Source organism: Hymenobacter sp. FMD4 (assembly GCF_058932745.1).
The window spans coordinates 20,644-36,463 of sequence record NZ_JBZYWH010000005.1 but is presented as its reverse complement, the minus strand read 5'-3'; the positions used below and the strand labels follow the sequence as shown (position 1 = coordinate 36,463).

Below are 15,820 nucleotides of genomic sequence, written 5' to 3'. Positions count from 1 at the left end.
TGGACTTATGACAAAACAGCGGCCCGGGCGCAGTGCCCGGGCCGCTGTGCAAACGCCGTTCTGCGGCTGATTGTTACTGCACCACCACGCGGCGCGTCACGGGGCCGTCGGCGTAGTCGACGCGCAGTAGGTATACGCCAGCAGGTAGGTGGCGAACTGGCACTACACAGCTCTTGTGAGAGTCGGATAAGGACCGCGAATCAATGACTCTACCCAGGTTATCTAACAGCTGTATTTTCGTCGGCCGAGCAACATTCAGTAGCGATACATGCAATTGGTCACGAACTGGATTTGGCCATATCTCTAACGAAGCCGCAGAGTTAGCCGAGCGAGAAGCTAGTACACCGGGCGCCGTCAGTCGCACCAAACCATAGCTGGGCTGGCCACCGGCTGCATTAAAACTGCCACCAACTATGAGCTTGCCATCGGGCTGACTTGCAACGTCGTATACTACCCCGCTGATTAACCCTGGCCCGCCTACAAAGCTGTTATCGAGAGTTCCATCGGCGTTGAGCCGGAACAACGAACCTTGGTTTATGCCACTTACAGTCTGATTGCCTCGCCCTCCTACCAAGATTTTACCATTCGGTTGTTCATGCAGCGTTGCTACACCGCTACCACTCATGGTAGCGTTCCAAGTCGCGTCTTCCGTTCCGGTGTTATTCAGGCGCACCAGATTAGTACGCGTGAGACTTCCATAAGAGGCAAACGATCCACCCACTAGAAGTTGCCCGTTCGGCAAGGGAAGCACCTTCTCGACAGACCGCGGCGTAGTACTCGCCACTGGTGCGGTGAAAGCCGGATCCTGCAGGCCGTCGGGCGTTAGTAGTACCAGGCTTTCCGTAGGCACATTGTTGAAGCGCGTGAAAAAGCCACCAACGTAGTGGCTTCCGTTGGGCATTACTGCTACAGTGGTTACCGATCCATTGAAGCTGCTGCTCAGACCTGCACCATAAGTAGCATCGGGCTGCCCATTCGGTAATAGCCGGTGCAGTTGGGAGGTACGTCCGCCAAGGAGGAAGCTAGCGTTGCTACCGATCATAATATTGCCGTTTGGTTGAATGGCCAGTGCCCGCATTGAACGAGCCTCAGCTGTCAGCGGGCTATTAAATGTCGGATCCGAAATTCCACTTGGCAATAGGCGGGCAACTGAAGGTGAACCAGTACCATTGACGGTTGTGAAACCGCCGGCAATCAATATTTTGCCATCGGGTTGTACGGCTAGATTCGCGATAAAACCGTTCACCGCAGGGTAACCAAATGTGCCGTCAGGGGTGCCGTCAGAGTTTAGACGCACCAGGTTCTGTGCCGGTTGGCCGTTGATTTCGTTAAACGAGCCCCCCACTAATAATTTGCCATCAGGCTGATACACCACACGCTGAACATAACCTAAGCCGCTGATCTGCGGCCGGAAAGCGGCATTAGGCTGAGCTGTATTGCTCAGCCGAACCAAGCTGGTGTTGGTTAGGGTTCCAAAGCGAGTAAAAGGCCCCCCGAGAAGTATCTCCCCGTTAGCATGTAGCAGAACTACGTTAGGCGGGCCGTCTAGTGCTCCTTGGGTAGAAAACTGGGTATCGATGTTTCCATTGGGCAGGTAACGCACAAGGTATTCGGCAGCTGCCCCACTTCCGGTACAAGTGCGCACATTTAGCACGCGCCCCGAAGCATCTATTACCAATCGGGTGCTGTTAAACTGATTAAAGCTGATGCAGTAGGATGTAGAGGCCGCCTGAAAAGTCGGGTCTAGGCTGCCATCCAAATTCAAGCGGCTGAGCTCACCCATAGCTGGCCCACCGGCAATGACGGCTTGGCTGGTGCGCGGATCCAATGCAAGGCTTACTACCCCTGTGCTACTGGACGAACTAGTAGAAGGATTATAACTCGCATCCAAGCTCCCATTGGGTTGTAAGCGCAGCAAGTACCGCCGGCCGGTGCTATTGAAGTTGGTGAATCGCCCACCAACGATGATATTTCCGCCGGGCTCTATTGCTAGTGCCAGCACGTCGCCGCTAAAGCCACTCCCCAGTGAGGCTACAAAACCTGGTGCGATACTTCCGTCGGCATTGAGGAGCACCAGCCCCGGTGCGGGCGTGCCATTAAAGGAAGTAAATCCGCCGCCGACTAAAATCTGACCATTGGGCTGCACGGCTACAGTCTGCGCTAACCCTCCAACGGCCCCGCTACCTACACTAAAGCTCCCATCAAGCGTGCCATCCTCGTTCAGCCGAATCAAATTGGCATAGGTTTGCCCACTTACCGTGAAAACGTTGCTACTAAAAGCCAACACTTTGCCGCTAGGCAACCGCATCAGACGAGTAGCCGGGGTACGCAGCACCAAGCTGGCGTAGGTCTGGTCAAGGCTGCCATCGGCGTTGAGCCGGGCAATGGCGCCGCACGGGGTGCCATTGATTCGGACAAACGCCCCACTTACCACGTACTTCCCATCAGGCTGCTGCACTGCCGCCCTTATTTCGGCTACTTGGTACAGAACTGGTTGGGCGAATGTGGGGTCTGGCGTCTGCGCATGCCCCTTACTAAAGACTGCCATTAGGAACACGCAAAGGCAGCTAAAACGTAACAGTAGGTTCATTGATTACTTGTAGTTAAAAACTCTTGCAAGCTACCCAGATAACGGCGCACTCCCATCAGCTCAGCTTGCTCCTCACGCTCGTTTCCTACCTTCGTCGCTATGTCCGAAGCCACTCCCAAGAAACTCTTCCTGCTCGACGCCTTCGCGCTGATTTACCGCTCGCACTTCGCCTTCAGCAAGAACCCGCGCATCAATTCCAAGGGCCTGAACACCGGGGCCATCCTGGGTTTTACCAACACGCTGGTGGAAGTACTGCAAAAGGAAAAGCCTACCCACATCGGCGTCGCGTTCGACGCGGCCAAGAAGACCTTCCGTCACGATTCCTTCGCCGATTACAAGGCCCACCGCCAAGCCATGCCTGAGGATATCGGCGTGGCTATTCCTTATATCAAGCAAATCATTCAGGCCTTCCGTATTCCTATCCTGGTTATGGATGGCTACGAGGCCGACGATGTTATCGGCACGCTGGCCAAGCAGGCGGAAAAGGACGGGTTCGAGGTGTTTATGATGACGCCCGACAAGGACTATTGTCAGCTGGTATCGGAGCACATCAAGCAGTACCGTCCGGCTTTCATGGGCAACGCGGCCGAAATTCTGGACATCGAGCGTGTCAAGGAGAAGTTTGGGGTGGAGCGCGTGGAGCAGGTTATCGATATCCTGGGCTTGCAAGGCGACGCCGTGGATAACATTCCCGGCATCCCCGGCATCGGGGAGAAAACGGCCAAAGCGCTGATTCAACAGTTTGGCTCGGTCGAGAACCTGATTGCCAACACCGACAAGCTCAAGGGCAAGCAGCGTGAAAACGTAGAAACCTACGCCCAGCAAGGCTTAATGTCGAAGGAGCTGGCCACCATTCACACTTCGGTGCCCATCGAGTTTGAGCCCGAAAAGCTAATTCTGGAGCGGCCTGATGAGCAGGCCCTCACCTCTTTGTTCGACGAGCTGGAGTTCCGCCAGCTGGCGGCCCGCATCCTGAGCAATGCCGGCGCGGGCGGCGGTGCTACCACCGCCACCCGCGGCGCCCGGCGTCCCAAAGGTCCTACCGGCCTCAGCCTGTTTGACGCGCCCGACGAGGGCGCGCTCAAGCGCGCCGCCGAAGGTGCCGACAGCGACGAAATTGACCTCGACGAGCCAGTGTACACCGGTGCCCGCCGTTCCCTTGGCGATGTAGCGCACGATTATCACCTGGTAGACACCCCCGGGGCCCGTAAGAGCCTCCTGCAGTTTCTGCTCAAGCAAAAGGAAGTCAGTTTCGATACCGAAACTACCGGCCTCGACACCATGACGGCCCGCTTGGTAGGCCTTTCCTTCTGCTGGCGCGTGGGCGAGGCTTACTACGTGCCCGTACCCTCCAGCCCCGACGACCAAGAAGCCGCGCAGGCCATTGTGGACGAGTTCCGGCCCTTCTTAGAAGCCGAAAACATTACCAAGATCGGTCAGAACATCAAGTACGACCTGACCATTCTGAAGCACTACGGTGTGACGGTGCGTGGCCCGCTTTTCGACACCATGCTGGCCCACTACCTGCTGGAGCCCGACATGCGCCACGGCATGGACGTGCTGGCCGAAACCTACCTGCACTACTCCCCCATTAGCATTCTGGAGCTGATCGGCCCGAAGGGCAAGAACCAGAAAACCATGGCCGACATTCCGCCGGCTGAGGTGAAGGATTACGCCTGTGAAGACGCCGACGTAACCCTGCAGCTCAAACATGTGTTTGAGCCGCGCATCCGCGAGCAAGGACTCATCGATCTGCTCAACGATGTGGAAAACCCGCTCGTGCGTGTGCTGGCCGACATCGAGTACGAAGGCGTGCGCATCGACGCCTCGGCGCTGGGCGAATATTCCGGCACGCTGCAAGGCTACATTCACGAGACCGAGGAGCAGATTTTTCAGATTGCCGGGGAGCCGTTCAACATCGGTTCGCCCAAACAGCTGGGCGAGGTGCTGTTTGATAAACTGCAGATCGGCGGCAAGCCCAAAAAGACCAAAACCGGACAGTACGCCACCGGCGAGGAAATTCTGAGTGTGCTGGCCGCCGAGCACCCCATCGCGGCGCTGATTCTGGAACACCGTCAGCTCACCAAGCTCAAGAGCACTTATGTCGACGCGTTGCCGCAACTGGTGTGCGAACTAGACGGCCGCATCCATACGAGCTTCAATCAAGCGGTAACGGCTACGGGCCGCCTCAGCAGTACCAACCCCAACCTGCAGAACATTCCGATTCGCACGGAGAAAGGCCGCGAAATCCGCCGTGCCTTTGTACCGCGCGATAAGGACCATATCCTCGTAGCAGCTGACTACTCGCAGATCGAGCTGCGCATCATGGCCTCCTTCTCGCAGGACCCTACGATGATCGAGTCGTTCCGCCAGGGCATCGATATTCACCAGAGCACGGCCAGCAAAATCTTTAAAGTGCCGCTGGATCAAGTGGACGGTGACATGCGCCGCAAAGCCAAAACGGCCAACTTCGGCATCATCTACGGCATCTCGGCCTTCGGGCTGGCTCAACGTCTGAGCATTCCGCGCAAGGAAGCCCAAGACCTCATCGAGGCCTATTTCGCCGAATTCCCGGCCGTGAAGGAGTACATGGACGCCAGCATTCAGAAAGCCCGCGACCTGGAATACGCCGAAACGCTGCTGGGCCGTCGCCGCTACCTACGCGACATTAACTCTCGCAACGCTACGCTGCGCGGTTACACCGAGCGCAACGCTATTAACGCTCCCATCCAGGGCACCGCGGCCGACATCATCAAGGTAGCCATGATTCATATCCACGACTGGCTGCAGCAGGAGAAGCTGACTACCCGCATGATCTTGCAGGTACACGACGAATTGGTGTTTGACGCGCCCAAAGAGGAAGTCGAGTTTATTCAGCCGCACATCAAGCGTCTGATGTCCAATGCCCTGCCTATGCAAGTGCCCTTGGAAGTGGAAGTAGGCACTGGCCTGAACTGGCTGGAAGCGCATTAACGGCTGCAGCGCGACAGTCCATCAGGCAGCAAAAGCCAACAAAGAGCCTCTCTTTGTTGGCTTTTGCTGCTTTATTGCTTGGAGTACGTGTACGTGAAAGTGTACATGGTACCGTTGATCGACTCGGAAGTCTTCACGCGCAAGGTGTTGCTGGTCAGGTCCAGCACTTCGTAATCGTCAGTGACGGAATTGCCTTGCTTGAGCAGATACAGCTGTTTCTGATCCTCGCTGAAGCGCCAATTGCCGGTTTTGAGGGCAGGCTCGCCCGAACAACGAGTAGGGCCGCTTAGCTCCTTGAACACGCTCGGCGTTTCGAAACGCCACAGGTTGTCTTGGCGGCAGGGTTCGTAGTTGGCATATACGTCGCGGATGGTGCCACTGCTGCTCGGAATACCTGGCGTCACCGAACCGGCCGTCATCTTCCAGTCTTTGTTGACGAGTAGATCGGTCTTGTTCAGTCCTTCGGTATCTTTTTCGCAGGCAGTGAAGGTGCAGCCGGCAGCCAGCAGGGTAGAGTAGTAAAGGAGTCTAGCTTTCTTCATATGAGGTGGAGAGGAGGAAGCAAATGCCCGCAAGTATACTTGAATTGCTTGGCCCCTAAAGCATTATCAGCTCTTGAAAAACGTAGTCCAGCGCCGGAAAGCCTCGAAAAATATGATGGCAGCGAACATCTTCCTGTGCCGCACTGTATCTGACTTGTTATGAACGTTTCTGTTGTTGAAAGCCAGTTTGATGCGGTGGTAGTGGGCGCCGGTCCGGTAGGGTTGGCCTGCGCCATTGAGGTGCAGCGCCAGGGCCTGCGTGTATGCGTGATTGACAAAGGCACGCTGGTCAATTCCATCGTGGGCTACCCTACCAACATGGAGTTTTTTTCAACCCCGGAGCTCTTGGAAATTGGGGGATACCCCTTCGTTACGGGTCACTACAAGCCCATCCGCGAAGAAGCCCTTGACTATTACCGCCGGGTGGCCGAAACTGAAAAACTTCCGTTGCGCCTTTACGAACGGGTTGTGAATCTGGAAGGCGAGGCTGATGCCTTCACGCTGCACACGGAGCGTGGCAGCATCAGCACCCGACGGGTTATCATCGCCACTGGCTTTTTTGATGTGCCGAACCGCTTAAGCATCCCTGGGGCCGAGCTGCCTCACGTCAGCTACTACTACAAGGAGCCCTACGCCCACGTGGGCCAGCGCGTGCTGATTATCGGGGCCAAGAACTCTGCTGCCAAAGCAGCTCTGGCCCTTACCCGCGCCGGGGCCCGTGCCACGCTGGCCGTGCGCGGCGCCGAGGTATCGGAATCAGTAAAATACTGGCTCCGACCCGATCTACTTAACCGCATTAAGGAAGGCCGCATTGAGGCCTTTTTCCATACCTCGGTGCAAGCCATCCGGCCCGGCGAAGCCGACCTGCTTACCCCAGACGGCCTACGCACCGTTGCAGCCGATTACGTGTACGCCCTTACCGGCTACCGCCCCGATTACTCATTGCTCCAGGCCCTAGGCGTAGGCACCCAAGCCGATGCCGCCTGTACTCCCAGCTACAACGAACAAACCTTCGAAACCAACCGTCGTGGGGTGTACCTGGCCGGCACAGTGTGCGGCGGCCTCAATACCAGCCGCTGGTTTATTGAGAATGGCCGCTACCACGCCCACGTGATTGCCGAGCATCTGGCTAAGGAGTTCAAGACTGTGCTAGCTTAAAATGCACAACGGCCGCTGTCCAATAGGACAGCGGCCGTTGCTTTGACTGCAATCAATGACGGTTTAGCGCTTGCTGAAGGTGTAAGTAGTGGTGTACGTCACGCCACCGCTCTGCTCGGTCTCCGTCAGCTTCAGGGTGTTTTCTTCCAGTTCTACAATATTGTAGGTATTGGCGGCCTGGTTCCCAATCTGCGTGGTGAGCGTGCTTTCGCCGCTACCAAAAGACCACGTGCCGGTGTAGCGCTGCGGGCCATTGCCGCACTTGGTAGCGCCCTCATCCAAGGTGTAGGCGTTGGGCTTGGCAAACTGCAGCAGGTCGTCCTTGTCGCAGTCGTTCATGTACGGCATCAGATCGGTAACCAGCTGGCCGGCGTTGTTGCGTGCGGCGGGGTTGATGGTGCGGGCCGACAGGATCCAATCCTTGTCCGTTATCAGCTCCGTCTTGGTTTTGGGCTTGGCTTTGTCTTTGTCCTTGTCGCAGGCGGTGAGTACAGCAGCGGCGGCTACGGCCAGGTACAGGGGGAAGCGCAGGGTTTTCATAGCGGTTGGTTTGTGTGGTCGTGAATTATGATGCAATTCTACTCCCGGCCACCGTCTTTTCCTGCATTTAACGAAGACACAATTGTGTCATTGACTGGCTGTTAGCCCCGCTGCATAACAGAAATCTTACGCCGCACATCACATACACATGTAAGCCAGCCACCTGATTTGTGGGGGAGCCGCAGCCCGGTGAGCAAAAAAAACCGCTCTTCCCTCAGCAGGGAAGAGCGGTTTTACCGTGGCTTAAATAGCAGTTACGGGAACAGTACCCCGCGGTAGCTATTGGCATTCACGAACGGCAGGCTGGAACCATACTTAGCATTGATGGCCCGGATCATCTCGTTGGCCACCACGGCATAACCGCGGGGTGTGGGGTGCACGCCATCGAGCGAAAACAGGTTGCCGGAGATGAAAGCGGCATTGTTGCTGACGGCGTTGGTAGCGAAACCACCGCCCGCTACACCCGCAAAGAAAGTATTGGCATCGAAGATGGCCAATCCTTTCTCGTTGGCTTTGGCCGTAATGGCGCTGTTGTAAGCCGTGGTAGCATTACGCACGATGGTTTGCTCTTCCGGATCGAGTACAAACTGAGTACCCAACGGATTGGATTGGGCCGCTGACACGCCCGCTCCCACAGGGAAGGGGTTGCCGGTAGTGGTGGTGCCAATCACGGCTGAAGAAGTCAGCGTCAGCAGGTCAGCATCGGTAGCTTCCCGTACCACTACGGTGTTGTTGGGGCCAGTAGCTTGGACATACAGGCTTAGGGCGGGGTTGGTTGCCCGAAAGCGTGCTTTAATATCCGCAACGCGTATGGTCGTGAAGAACGGCACGTTGGTCACATTAGGAATCGTTGCCACGATGCCTTTTGCTCCGGTAGCCGTCAGCGCGTTGATCATTCGGTTGGTCCGAAGCGTGAAGGTATCGGTGCGGGTAATGGGCGCGGCAGGGTTAGCCCCTCCTGAGGTGGCGTAGCCCAGCACGTCGTTGTTGCCCAACCAATACGAGAAGAAAGTGGCAGTCTGCGCTTCCGCTCTCACTCGCTGAAAATAGGTTTGCAATTGGTTGGCGGCTGGCGTGATGCGTTCCAGATACGGATTGCCTAGCTGACTAGCGTAGCCAGCCGTATGGATGTCTCCCAAGCGGATACCAGGCACTCCCAAGTTGTTGACGGGCGCATCAAAACGGGTGTAGAGGGGCCCATTGGTTGGCGACGCGCCCCGCACGGCGAGGTTGGTCGTCACGTTGGTGGTGATGGGGTTGCCCTGCGGCGTAAAGCCAGTCAAGCGCAGGTAGCCCGAGCCGTTGGCCTGGGCTTCGGTAAACAGCGGCTGCGAGAACTCGCCGCCGCCCACCTGCCGAAACTGCTGAGCCAGCAGGTTGGGATACGAGCTTAACTGGCCTTCGCGGTACAGCCCGCCATCCATAAAGCCTGCCGTCAGCGAGTTGCCGACGGCGATGTAGCGGGTAAAGTCGGCAGAACCGCGGTCGGCGCGGGGAGCGTCCAACTCAGGCTGGCAGCCGGTCAGCGCCAAGCCCAGCAGGGCCAGCGCCGAGGTGTATTTAGAAAACGTATTCATCGATCAACAGGAAGTCAGGAGGTTAAAACGCGTACGAGAAGCCAATTCCCGGAATCACGATGCTGGTCTTGTAGGTACCAGCTACGCGGTCGGTGGTACCGGCGCTTTGCAGCTGCTCCTGAGTTTGGGTGCGCTTCATCACGCTCACAAACTGCGTGGATACGTCCACGCCGAAGTTGCCGATTTTGTAAGTCAGGCCAGCGGTTGCACCCAGACGGTCGTTGTCGGGCGTTTCGGGCGTCACGTAGTAATCGGGCACGGGCGTCTGGTCGTAGATACCGCCGGCCCGGACGGTCAGGGCGTCCGTCACTTGGTACTGCCCGCCGAGGCGGAACGTCAGCGAGTTGGTGTAGGAGCGCTTCGATTCGCTGAAGGTGACGCCGCCAATGGATGCCGGAGCCCCGGCGTTGTCGGAAAAGTCAAAACGCAGCTGGCGGTACTCGCTCCAGAAGGCCAGATTAGCATCCAGACCGATGGTGAGTTTCTCGGTAGGCATAATGCCGATGCCGACGGAGGCTGTAGCGGGCAGTGGCAGCTCTACATTGAAGCGGGTAGCATTAAAACGCGTTTCTTTAATGGAGCCCGGAATGTCGGTGAGCGTGATGTCACCGCCTTTTACCTGCGCCACCAGCTTGGAGCGGTACGATACGCCTAAGCTCAGCTTGTCGGAAGGCTTAAAGTAGATACCGGCGTTGTAACCGTACTTGGTTTCGGCTTTGCCGTCGAGCTCGATGTGACCAGCTTCGCTTTGTGGCCCCCCGATAGGTACATCGCGCTGCAGGTTTACTGCGCCGTATGCCAGCACCACAAAACCAGCTCCCACACTCAGCTTATCCGTTAGGGCGTAGCTGACGGTGGGCTGCACAAAGATGGAGGTCAGATCGATGTCGGTAAGCGAGTAGCGGCCTTCCCAGCCCTCAGCGTACTGCAGCTTGCTGCCAAAGGGTGTGTAAACCCCGATGCCAGCCTTCCACTTGCCTTCCTCCGGGCCAAAGCCCGCATACAGGTTAAAGGGAGTGGTAACGGAGTTGCGCAGGGTGCGCTCTTCTCCCCCGTACTGAGCCCGGAAAGCTTGCCGGGCCAGCGTTCCGTTTACCCCTATCTGCACTCCCCGCTCGCGCACCATGGCCAGCGCACCGGGGTTGTAGAACATAGCGGCTTGGTCGAGGGCTAAGCCCGTACCGACGCCGCCCATGCCGTTGTTCTTCTGCCCTGCCAGCGTTACCTGGAAACCGCCCGCTTGCGCGGCCGTGCTGCCAAGTAAGGCGCCTCCGGCGAGGAGTAAATGTTTTAGGTTCATACCCGAGGTGAAAAGAGTGGGAAATGGTAAAAAGGTTGTGTGAGCTAATGTAGGAGGGAAAACGAAACTAACAATGCGGCATGCCGAGTATTTCAAATTCTCGTTTGCGGCTCAATATTAGAAGGTTTCAGCCACTGACATGCCCTTTACCTTGCACACTACTAACGTTGATATCCGTTAGTAATTATTCTTCACCGACTTGCGAAGGCTCCGTCACGAGTATCCGCCGGGTACGCAAGTCCATTTGTTGCCCGGCTACCAACAGGTGTACGCGCAGGTTTTGCCCCCCCACGGCATCCCCACGCCCTACCCGTCCCAGGTTGTCGTTGCGGACATCGCAGCCATCAATTACCGTTACCACGCCGTCCCCAAAGACTTCCATTTCGCGGCCGTGGCGGATGATGATGCCCGTTTGCTCGGCTAGTCCTAGCCCCAGTGTGGTGGTATGCTTGAGCACCGCGTGCGACAGGCGGTTAAAGCGTCCCCGTTCCACAAAATGCTGATCAATGTATACGTAGGAAATCAGCCCGAGGCCTTTTTGCAATTCTATACCCCCTTTGGTCAGGGAGCGGTAGCCGTAGCCCGATACAATCATGTAAGTCGGCATCACGGCTGCCCCGGCGCTGGTACCCGATACAATGAAGTCAGGGTCTTTGTGGTACCGCTCGCAGAGTAATTGCAGGGCCGGAGTGTTGAGCCAGTGGTCGGTAATATTCTCTTGGTCGCCGCCGGTGAAGAACACCGCGCCAGCCTTCTCCAGCCGCCGCAGCGTAGCGGGCAGATTGCCGGGGTAGCGGGAATCCACGCGCAGGTGGCCCACGTTGTTGCAGCCCATTTCACGCAGGGCTTCCACATAGGCGCGCCCGGTCCGGATCATCTGCCGCGGCACCGCCGACGTAATCACTTCTACGGGGGTGTCCGGGTTGGGCAACAGCTCACTGACCAGGGCCAGCAGCGGGTCGTCGTCGCCGCCGCCGAGGGCGATGAGTGTGCCGCGGGGAATGGTAGGAGTGGGCATAGGTAGGGCAGTGATAATGCACAAGCGGCTATTCCCTACGTGCAGCCGCTGAAAAAGCTACGTTTCACGCCATGTTTGAATGCTCCCGGGCGGGTGACGAGCCCGTTACGTCCTTACCCCCTTTACCGGCTTGCTCGTACTATCCCTATCCTTAAGCTGCTCCATAACCATGACCAATCCTTCGCTTAATGACGACGCTAAAGTCCTGCAAAATGAGCGGCAGGAACTGCTGCATCGGCTGGAAGACTGGCTCGAAACCCCCATGCTGCTGCTGGGAGCCATCTGGCTGGTGCTGCTGGGTATAGAACTGCTACGCGGCCTTTCGCCGGAGTTAGAGCTGCTGAGCACAATTATCTGGGTCATCTTCATTCTCGACTTCCTCCTGAAGTTCGTACTGGCCCCGGATAAATTGACCTTTCTCCGCGGCAATGTCATAACCATGATTTCGCTGCTGCTCCCGGCTTTGCGGGTGCTACGCTTTGCACGAGTGCTGCGGGTGGCGCGGGCCACGCGTAGTCTGCGCTTGGTGAAGGTAGTAGGGTCCATCAACCGGGGCATGCGCGCCCTATCGGCCAGCATGGGTCGTCGCGGCGTGGGCTACGTGCTGCTGCTCACGGTGCTGGTACTGCTGGTGGGCGCGGCGGGCATGTACGCTTTCGAACGCGACGAGCAGGACGGGCTGCAATCTTACCCTGAGGCCCTGTGGTGGACGGCCATGCTGCTCATCAGCATCGGCAGTGAGTATTGGCCACGCAGCCTGGAGGGCCGGGCGCTGTGCTTTTTGCTGGCCTTATACGGCTTTGCGGTGTTCGGCTACTTCACGGCCACACTAGCCAGTTTTTTCGTCGGGCGCGACGCCGAGGACGCCGAGGGCGAGGTATCGGGTGCCCGGCAGATTGCGGAGCTACAGACGGAAATTCAGGAGCTGCGCCAAGAGCTACGGGACGTGCTGCAACGGCTTCCGCCAGCGGCTAAAAACTGATAACCCAAGCTCGGATTCGCCGCTATTTCCGGTTACTTTTGCGCGCCTTTTCACCAACCCCGTTTTGCCTAGCGAAGCACCCATTTTGCCGCCATCATGACTACTCAACAGCAACTGGCCCTCGATCAAATCACGGACCTGCTTGAGCAGCGGGAATTTCTTCGGTTGAAGAAGTTACTGCGAAGTCTTGATACGCCAGAAATTGTGGAGCTCATCGAGACGCAGGAAGAACGGGAACAGCTGATTCTGTTTCGGCTGCTGCCGCTGAAGCATGCTACTGAGGTATTCGAGTACCTGGACCTGGAGGTGCAACGCCACTTCTTGGAAAGCCTCTCGCAGGAAAAGATTGCCGACATCCTGAACGAGATGTCGCCCGACGACCGCACGGCCCTGCTGGAGTTTCTGCCCGACGACTTGGTGCGGGAGCTGATCCAGACGCTGTCGGAAAAGGAGCGCCGCGTAACGCTGCAGCTGTTGGGCTACCCCGAGTACTCGGTGGGCCGCCTGATGACACCTGACTTCATCGCCGTGCGCGAAGACTGGACGGTGCAACACGTGTTCGAGTACATTCGGGAGCACGGCCGCGGCTCCGAGACGGTGAGCGTGGTGTACGTGGTGGACGAGCGCGGCGTACTCATCGACGACATCCGCATCCGGGAATTTCTTTTTGCGCAGCCTACGCAGCACGTGAGCGAATTGATGGACCGCCGCTTTGTGCGCCTGCGGGACATGCAGGATCAGGAGGAGGTCATTGATGTGTTTCGCAAAAACGACCGCACGGCCCTGCCCGTTGTCAACGAGGAAGGCGTGCTGTTCGGCATCGTAACCATCGATGATATCCTGGCCATTCGGGAAGAAGAAGACACCGAAGATATTCAGAAGCTGGGCGGCTCCGAAGCTTTGGACGAGCCCTATTTGGCTACCTCCGTGGGTCAGATGGTAAAAAAGCGTGCCGGCTGGCTGGTGCTGCTGCTCATCGGCGAAATGCTCACGGCCTCGGCTATGGGTCACTTCGAGGATGAGATTCAGCGGGCCGTGGTGCTGGCCTCTTTTGTGCCGCTGATTATCAGCTCGGGCGGCAACTCTGGTTCGCAGGCCGTGACGCTGGTTATCCGCGCCCTGTCGCTGGGCGAAATTTCCCTTACCGACTGGTGGCTGATCATGCGCCGGGAAGTGCTATCGGGATTGATTCTGGGGGCAATTCTGGGCTTAGTAGGCTTTCTGCGCATCGCGCTGTGGGCCACTATTTTCAAGGAATACGGTCCGTACTGGCAACTGGTAGGCGCCACCGTGGCCCTTTCGTTAATGGGCATTGTGCTGTGGGGTACGCTGGCCGGCTCCATGCTGCCGCTACTGCTCAAGCGCCTGGGCTTAGACCCGGCTACTTCCTCGGCGCCGTTTGTGGCCACGCTGGTGGATGTGACGGGTCTGATCATTTACTTTTCGCTGGCATCGGCCATTCTTAAAGGCACGCTGCTGTAGCGTAGCGTATGCAGCCGGGGCTATCCTATATCAAGCTACTGGGTCTGGGCCTGCTGCTCAGCGGCTGCGCGGCCGTAGGGCGCTTAGAGCAGCTGCCGGAAGGCCGCTACCGCGCCGTGGAAACCAACGAGGAGCAGCTCAAACAAGCACTGCCCACTGGCCGCCGGTTGTACGCCCGCCAAGCGGGTGACACCCTGCACCTGCAGACCGACAGCCTTAGCCCTCAGGCTACAGGCGCAGCGCCCATACCACCCAGCTACATCCTGCGGCCGGGTCGGCACGTGGTACTAGCTTCCCAGCGCTTTGATATCGATGTATTCACGATTCCCTTTAAGGCTCGGCTGCCCCGCGCAGGGGTGCCCCTGCAGCTAAACACCACCTTCAATGCCGCGCTGTACCTCGGTCGGCGCATTGATGTGTATCACCTTACCAGCCACCGCCAGCTCGGCAAACGACAGCCGATTATTCGCACTACCGGCCTGGGCTACGGCGTGTTTACGGGCTTGGGTTCGTCGCTGATTACCCCCGATGTCACCCGGCAGCAGGCCCGCCTGGATTATGAAGGCTTTGTGCTGCACGTAGGTGCAGCCGCTATTTACGATGCGCACATCTTCAACCTGGGCCTGGCCGTGGGCGCCGACCACCTGCTTGGCCCTGATGGGCGCCATTGGATCTACCAGCATCGGCCCTGGGTGGGCGTGCTGTTTGGCCTTGATCTGAACTAGGACCCGCTAATAGTCGCCGCGGCGGTTGGCTTTCTTTTCTGATTGCCGCCGCTTGCCTTCTAGGCGCTTGCGCACAGCGGCTTTACTAGGCTTAGAGGCTTTGCGAGCTTTAGGCTGATGCAAACCCTTTTGCAGCAGCTCGTAGAACTTTTGCACGGCCAGTTCCTTGTTGCGCTGCTGGCTTCGCGACTCCTGCGCCGTCACGATTAGCAGGCCATCGGCGGTCAGCTTGGAGTTGAGTTTCTCCCGTAGCCGCTGCTTCTGCTCGTCGGTTAGCAAGGCGGAGTTTGGCAGGTCGAAGCGCAGCTCCACTTTGGTTTCCACCTTGTTCACATTCTGCCCGCCCGGCCCGCTGCTGCGGGCGGTTTGGAACTGCAGTTCGGGCAAAAAGGCATCAACGGGTGGCAGCATGGAATAATTATCAGAGACAAGACAGCACGAACAACTTACGCCCTAAGCTTATTCGTGCACGGGCAAAGATTGTTCTTTCTCACAGCAATACCCGCCCCAGCTGATAAAGCAACAGGCCGCTGCGAACCGTCCAAGCCGCCGTGCGCAGCCAATTGGTACGTACCAGCCCATCAATAGCCACGTAATCGTAGCCCTGAGCCAGCCGGTTGTGAAATGGTACCGAGACGAAGAACGTAACAGCCCAGATCAGTAGCACCAGGGCCAGCCCCAGCCATACCGGCCAGCCAAGCGTACGCCCTTGCCAAGCCAGCCAAGCGGCTACCAATAGCTCCAGCACCATAGGGGCCATTACTACCCAGCCCATGCGCGCAAGGTGGGCCCGGTGGTAGGCGGTAAAGTCAGCTTTGGCCACCGCAAAGCCCGGGTAGTGCACCAGCTGCACCGTCCAGATGACGCCGGTGAGGTACAGTGCTAGAGCAAAATTCAGAAGCAAGAGCAGCTTGATCGACACAACGCGGCAGT

Annotated in this window: 13 protein-coding genes; 5 read left to right on the top strand and 8 right to left on the bottom strand. The window is 57.7% G+C overall.

Annotation, left to right across the window (positions count from 1 at the left end):
- Positions 1–73: 73 nt before the first annotated feature.
- On the bottom strand, positions 74–2,548 hold the full coding sequence (locus AC5FXY_RS06920) for a T9SS type A sorting domain-containing protein (protein WP_493555920.1): 2,475 nt from the start codon (positions 2,546–2,548) through the stop codon (positions 74–76).
- A gap of 141 nt (positions 2,549–2,689) precedes the next feature.
- Between AC5FXY_RS06920 and polA the strand changes: the two genes are divergently transcribed.
- Positions 2,690–5,563, top strand: coding sequence for a DNA polymerase I (gene polA / locus AC5FXY_RS06915; RefSeq protein WP_493555919.1), 2,874 nt, complete (start codon positions 2,690–2,692; stop codon positions 5,561–5,563).
- A gap of 71 nt (positions 5,564–5,634) precedes the next feature.
- Here the strand turns inward: polA and AC5FXY_RS06910 are convergent, their stop codons facing one another.
- Positions 5,635–6,105 carry a hypothetical protein gene (locus AC5FXY_RS06910; protein WP_493555918.1) on the bottom strand — a complete coding sequence of 157 codons (471 nt, stop codon included), beginning with the start codon at positions 6,103–6,105 and terminating at the stop codon, positions 5,635–5,637.
- Between the two features lie 159 nt (positions 6,106–6,264).
- Here AC5FXY_RS06910 and AC5FXY_RS06905 point away from each other — a divergent pair, with 159 nt between their 5' ends.
- Entirely contained in the window at positions 6,265–7,263 is a 999-nt protein-coding gene (locus tag AC5FXY_RS06905) for a YpdA family putative bacillithiol disulfide reductase (protein ID WP_493555917.1), read from the top strand.
- Positions 7,264–7,326: 63 nt separating this feature from the next.
- Here the strand turns inward: AC5FXY_RS06905 and AC5FXY_RS06900 are convergent, their stop codons facing one another.
- The 4 genes from AC5FXY_RS06900 to AC5FXY_RS06885 form a co-directional block, all read right to left on the bottom strand.
- Positions 7,327–7,803, bottom strand: a complete 477-nt coding sequence (locus AC5FXY_RS06900; protein WP_493555916.1) for a lipocalin family protein — start codon at positions 7,801–7,803, stop codon at positions 7,327–7,329.
- A gap of 254 nt (positions 7,804–8,057) precedes the next feature.
- Positions 8,058–9,380: an SGNH/GDSL hydrolase family protein gene (locus AC5FXY_RS06895; protein WP_493555915.1), complete on the bottom strand. Its 1,323-nt coding sequence runs from the start codon at positions 9,378–9,380 to the stop codon at positions 8,058–8,060.
- Between the two features lie 22 nt (positions 9,381–9,402).
- Positions 9,403–10,680 carry an OmpP1/FadL family transporter gene (locus tag AC5FXY_RS06890; RefSeq protein WP_493555914.1) on the bottom strand — a complete coding sequence of 426 codons (1,278 nt, stop codon included), beginning with the start codon at positions 10,678–10,680 and terminating at the stop codon, positions 9,403–9,405.
- Between the two features lie 184 nt (positions 10,681–10,864).
- Positions 10,865–11,698 carry a cyanophycinase gene (locus tag AC5FXY_RS06885; protein WP_493555913.1) on the bottom strand — a complete coding sequence of 278 codons (834 nt, stop codon included), beginning with the start codon at positions 11,696–11,698 and terminating at the stop codon, positions 10,865–10,867.
- A gap of 169 nt (positions 11,699–11,867) precedes the next feature.
- On the opposite strand from AC5FXY_RS06885, the gene AC5FXY_RS06880 reads away from it, so the two are divergent.
- The 3 genes from AC5FXY_RS06880 (at position 11,868) to AC5FXY_RS06870 (ending at position 14,887) form a co-directional block, all read left to right on the top strand.
- The gene (locus AC5FXY_RS06880; protein ID WP_493555912.1) at positions 11,868–12,680 is read left to right on the top strand and encodes an ion transporter; all 813 of its coding nucleotides are present in this window, start codon (positions 11,868–11,870) and stop codon (positions 12,678–12,680) included.
- Positions 12,681–12,776: 96 nt separating this feature from the next.
- Entirely contained in the window at positions 12,777–14,162 is a 1,386-nt protein-coding gene (mgtE, locus tag AC5FXY_RS06875; RefSeq protein ID WP_493555911.1) for a magnesium transporter, read from the top strand.
- A gap of 8 nt (positions 14,163–14,170) precedes the next feature.
- Positions 14,171–14,887 carry a hypothetical protein gene (locus tag AC5FXY_RS06870; protein ID WP_493555910.1) on the top strand — a complete coding sequence of 239 codons (717 nt, stop codon included), beginning with the start codon at positions 14,171–14,173 and terminating at the stop codon, positions 14,885–14,887.
- 6 nt (positions 14,888–14,893) lie between these two features.
- On the opposite strand, the gene arfB is transcribed toward AC5FXY_RS06870, so the two are convergent.
- Both arfB and AC5FXY_RS06860 read right to left on the bottom strand, forming a co-directional pair.
- Positions 14,894–15,298, bottom strand: a complete 405-nt coding sequence (gene arfB, locus AC5FXY_RS06865) for an alternative ribosome rescue aminoacyl-tRNA hydrolase ArfB (RefSeq protein WP_493555909.1) — start codon at positions 15,296–15,298, stop codon at positions 14,894–14,896.
- Between the two features lie 79 nt (positions 15,299–15,377).
- Complete coding sequence (locus AC5FXY_RS06860; protein ID WP_493555908.1) at positions 15,378–15,791, bottom strand: hypothetical protein; 414 nt, start codon at positions 15,789–15,791, stop codon at positions 15,378–15,380.
- Positions 15,792–15,820: the final 29 nt, after the last annotated feature.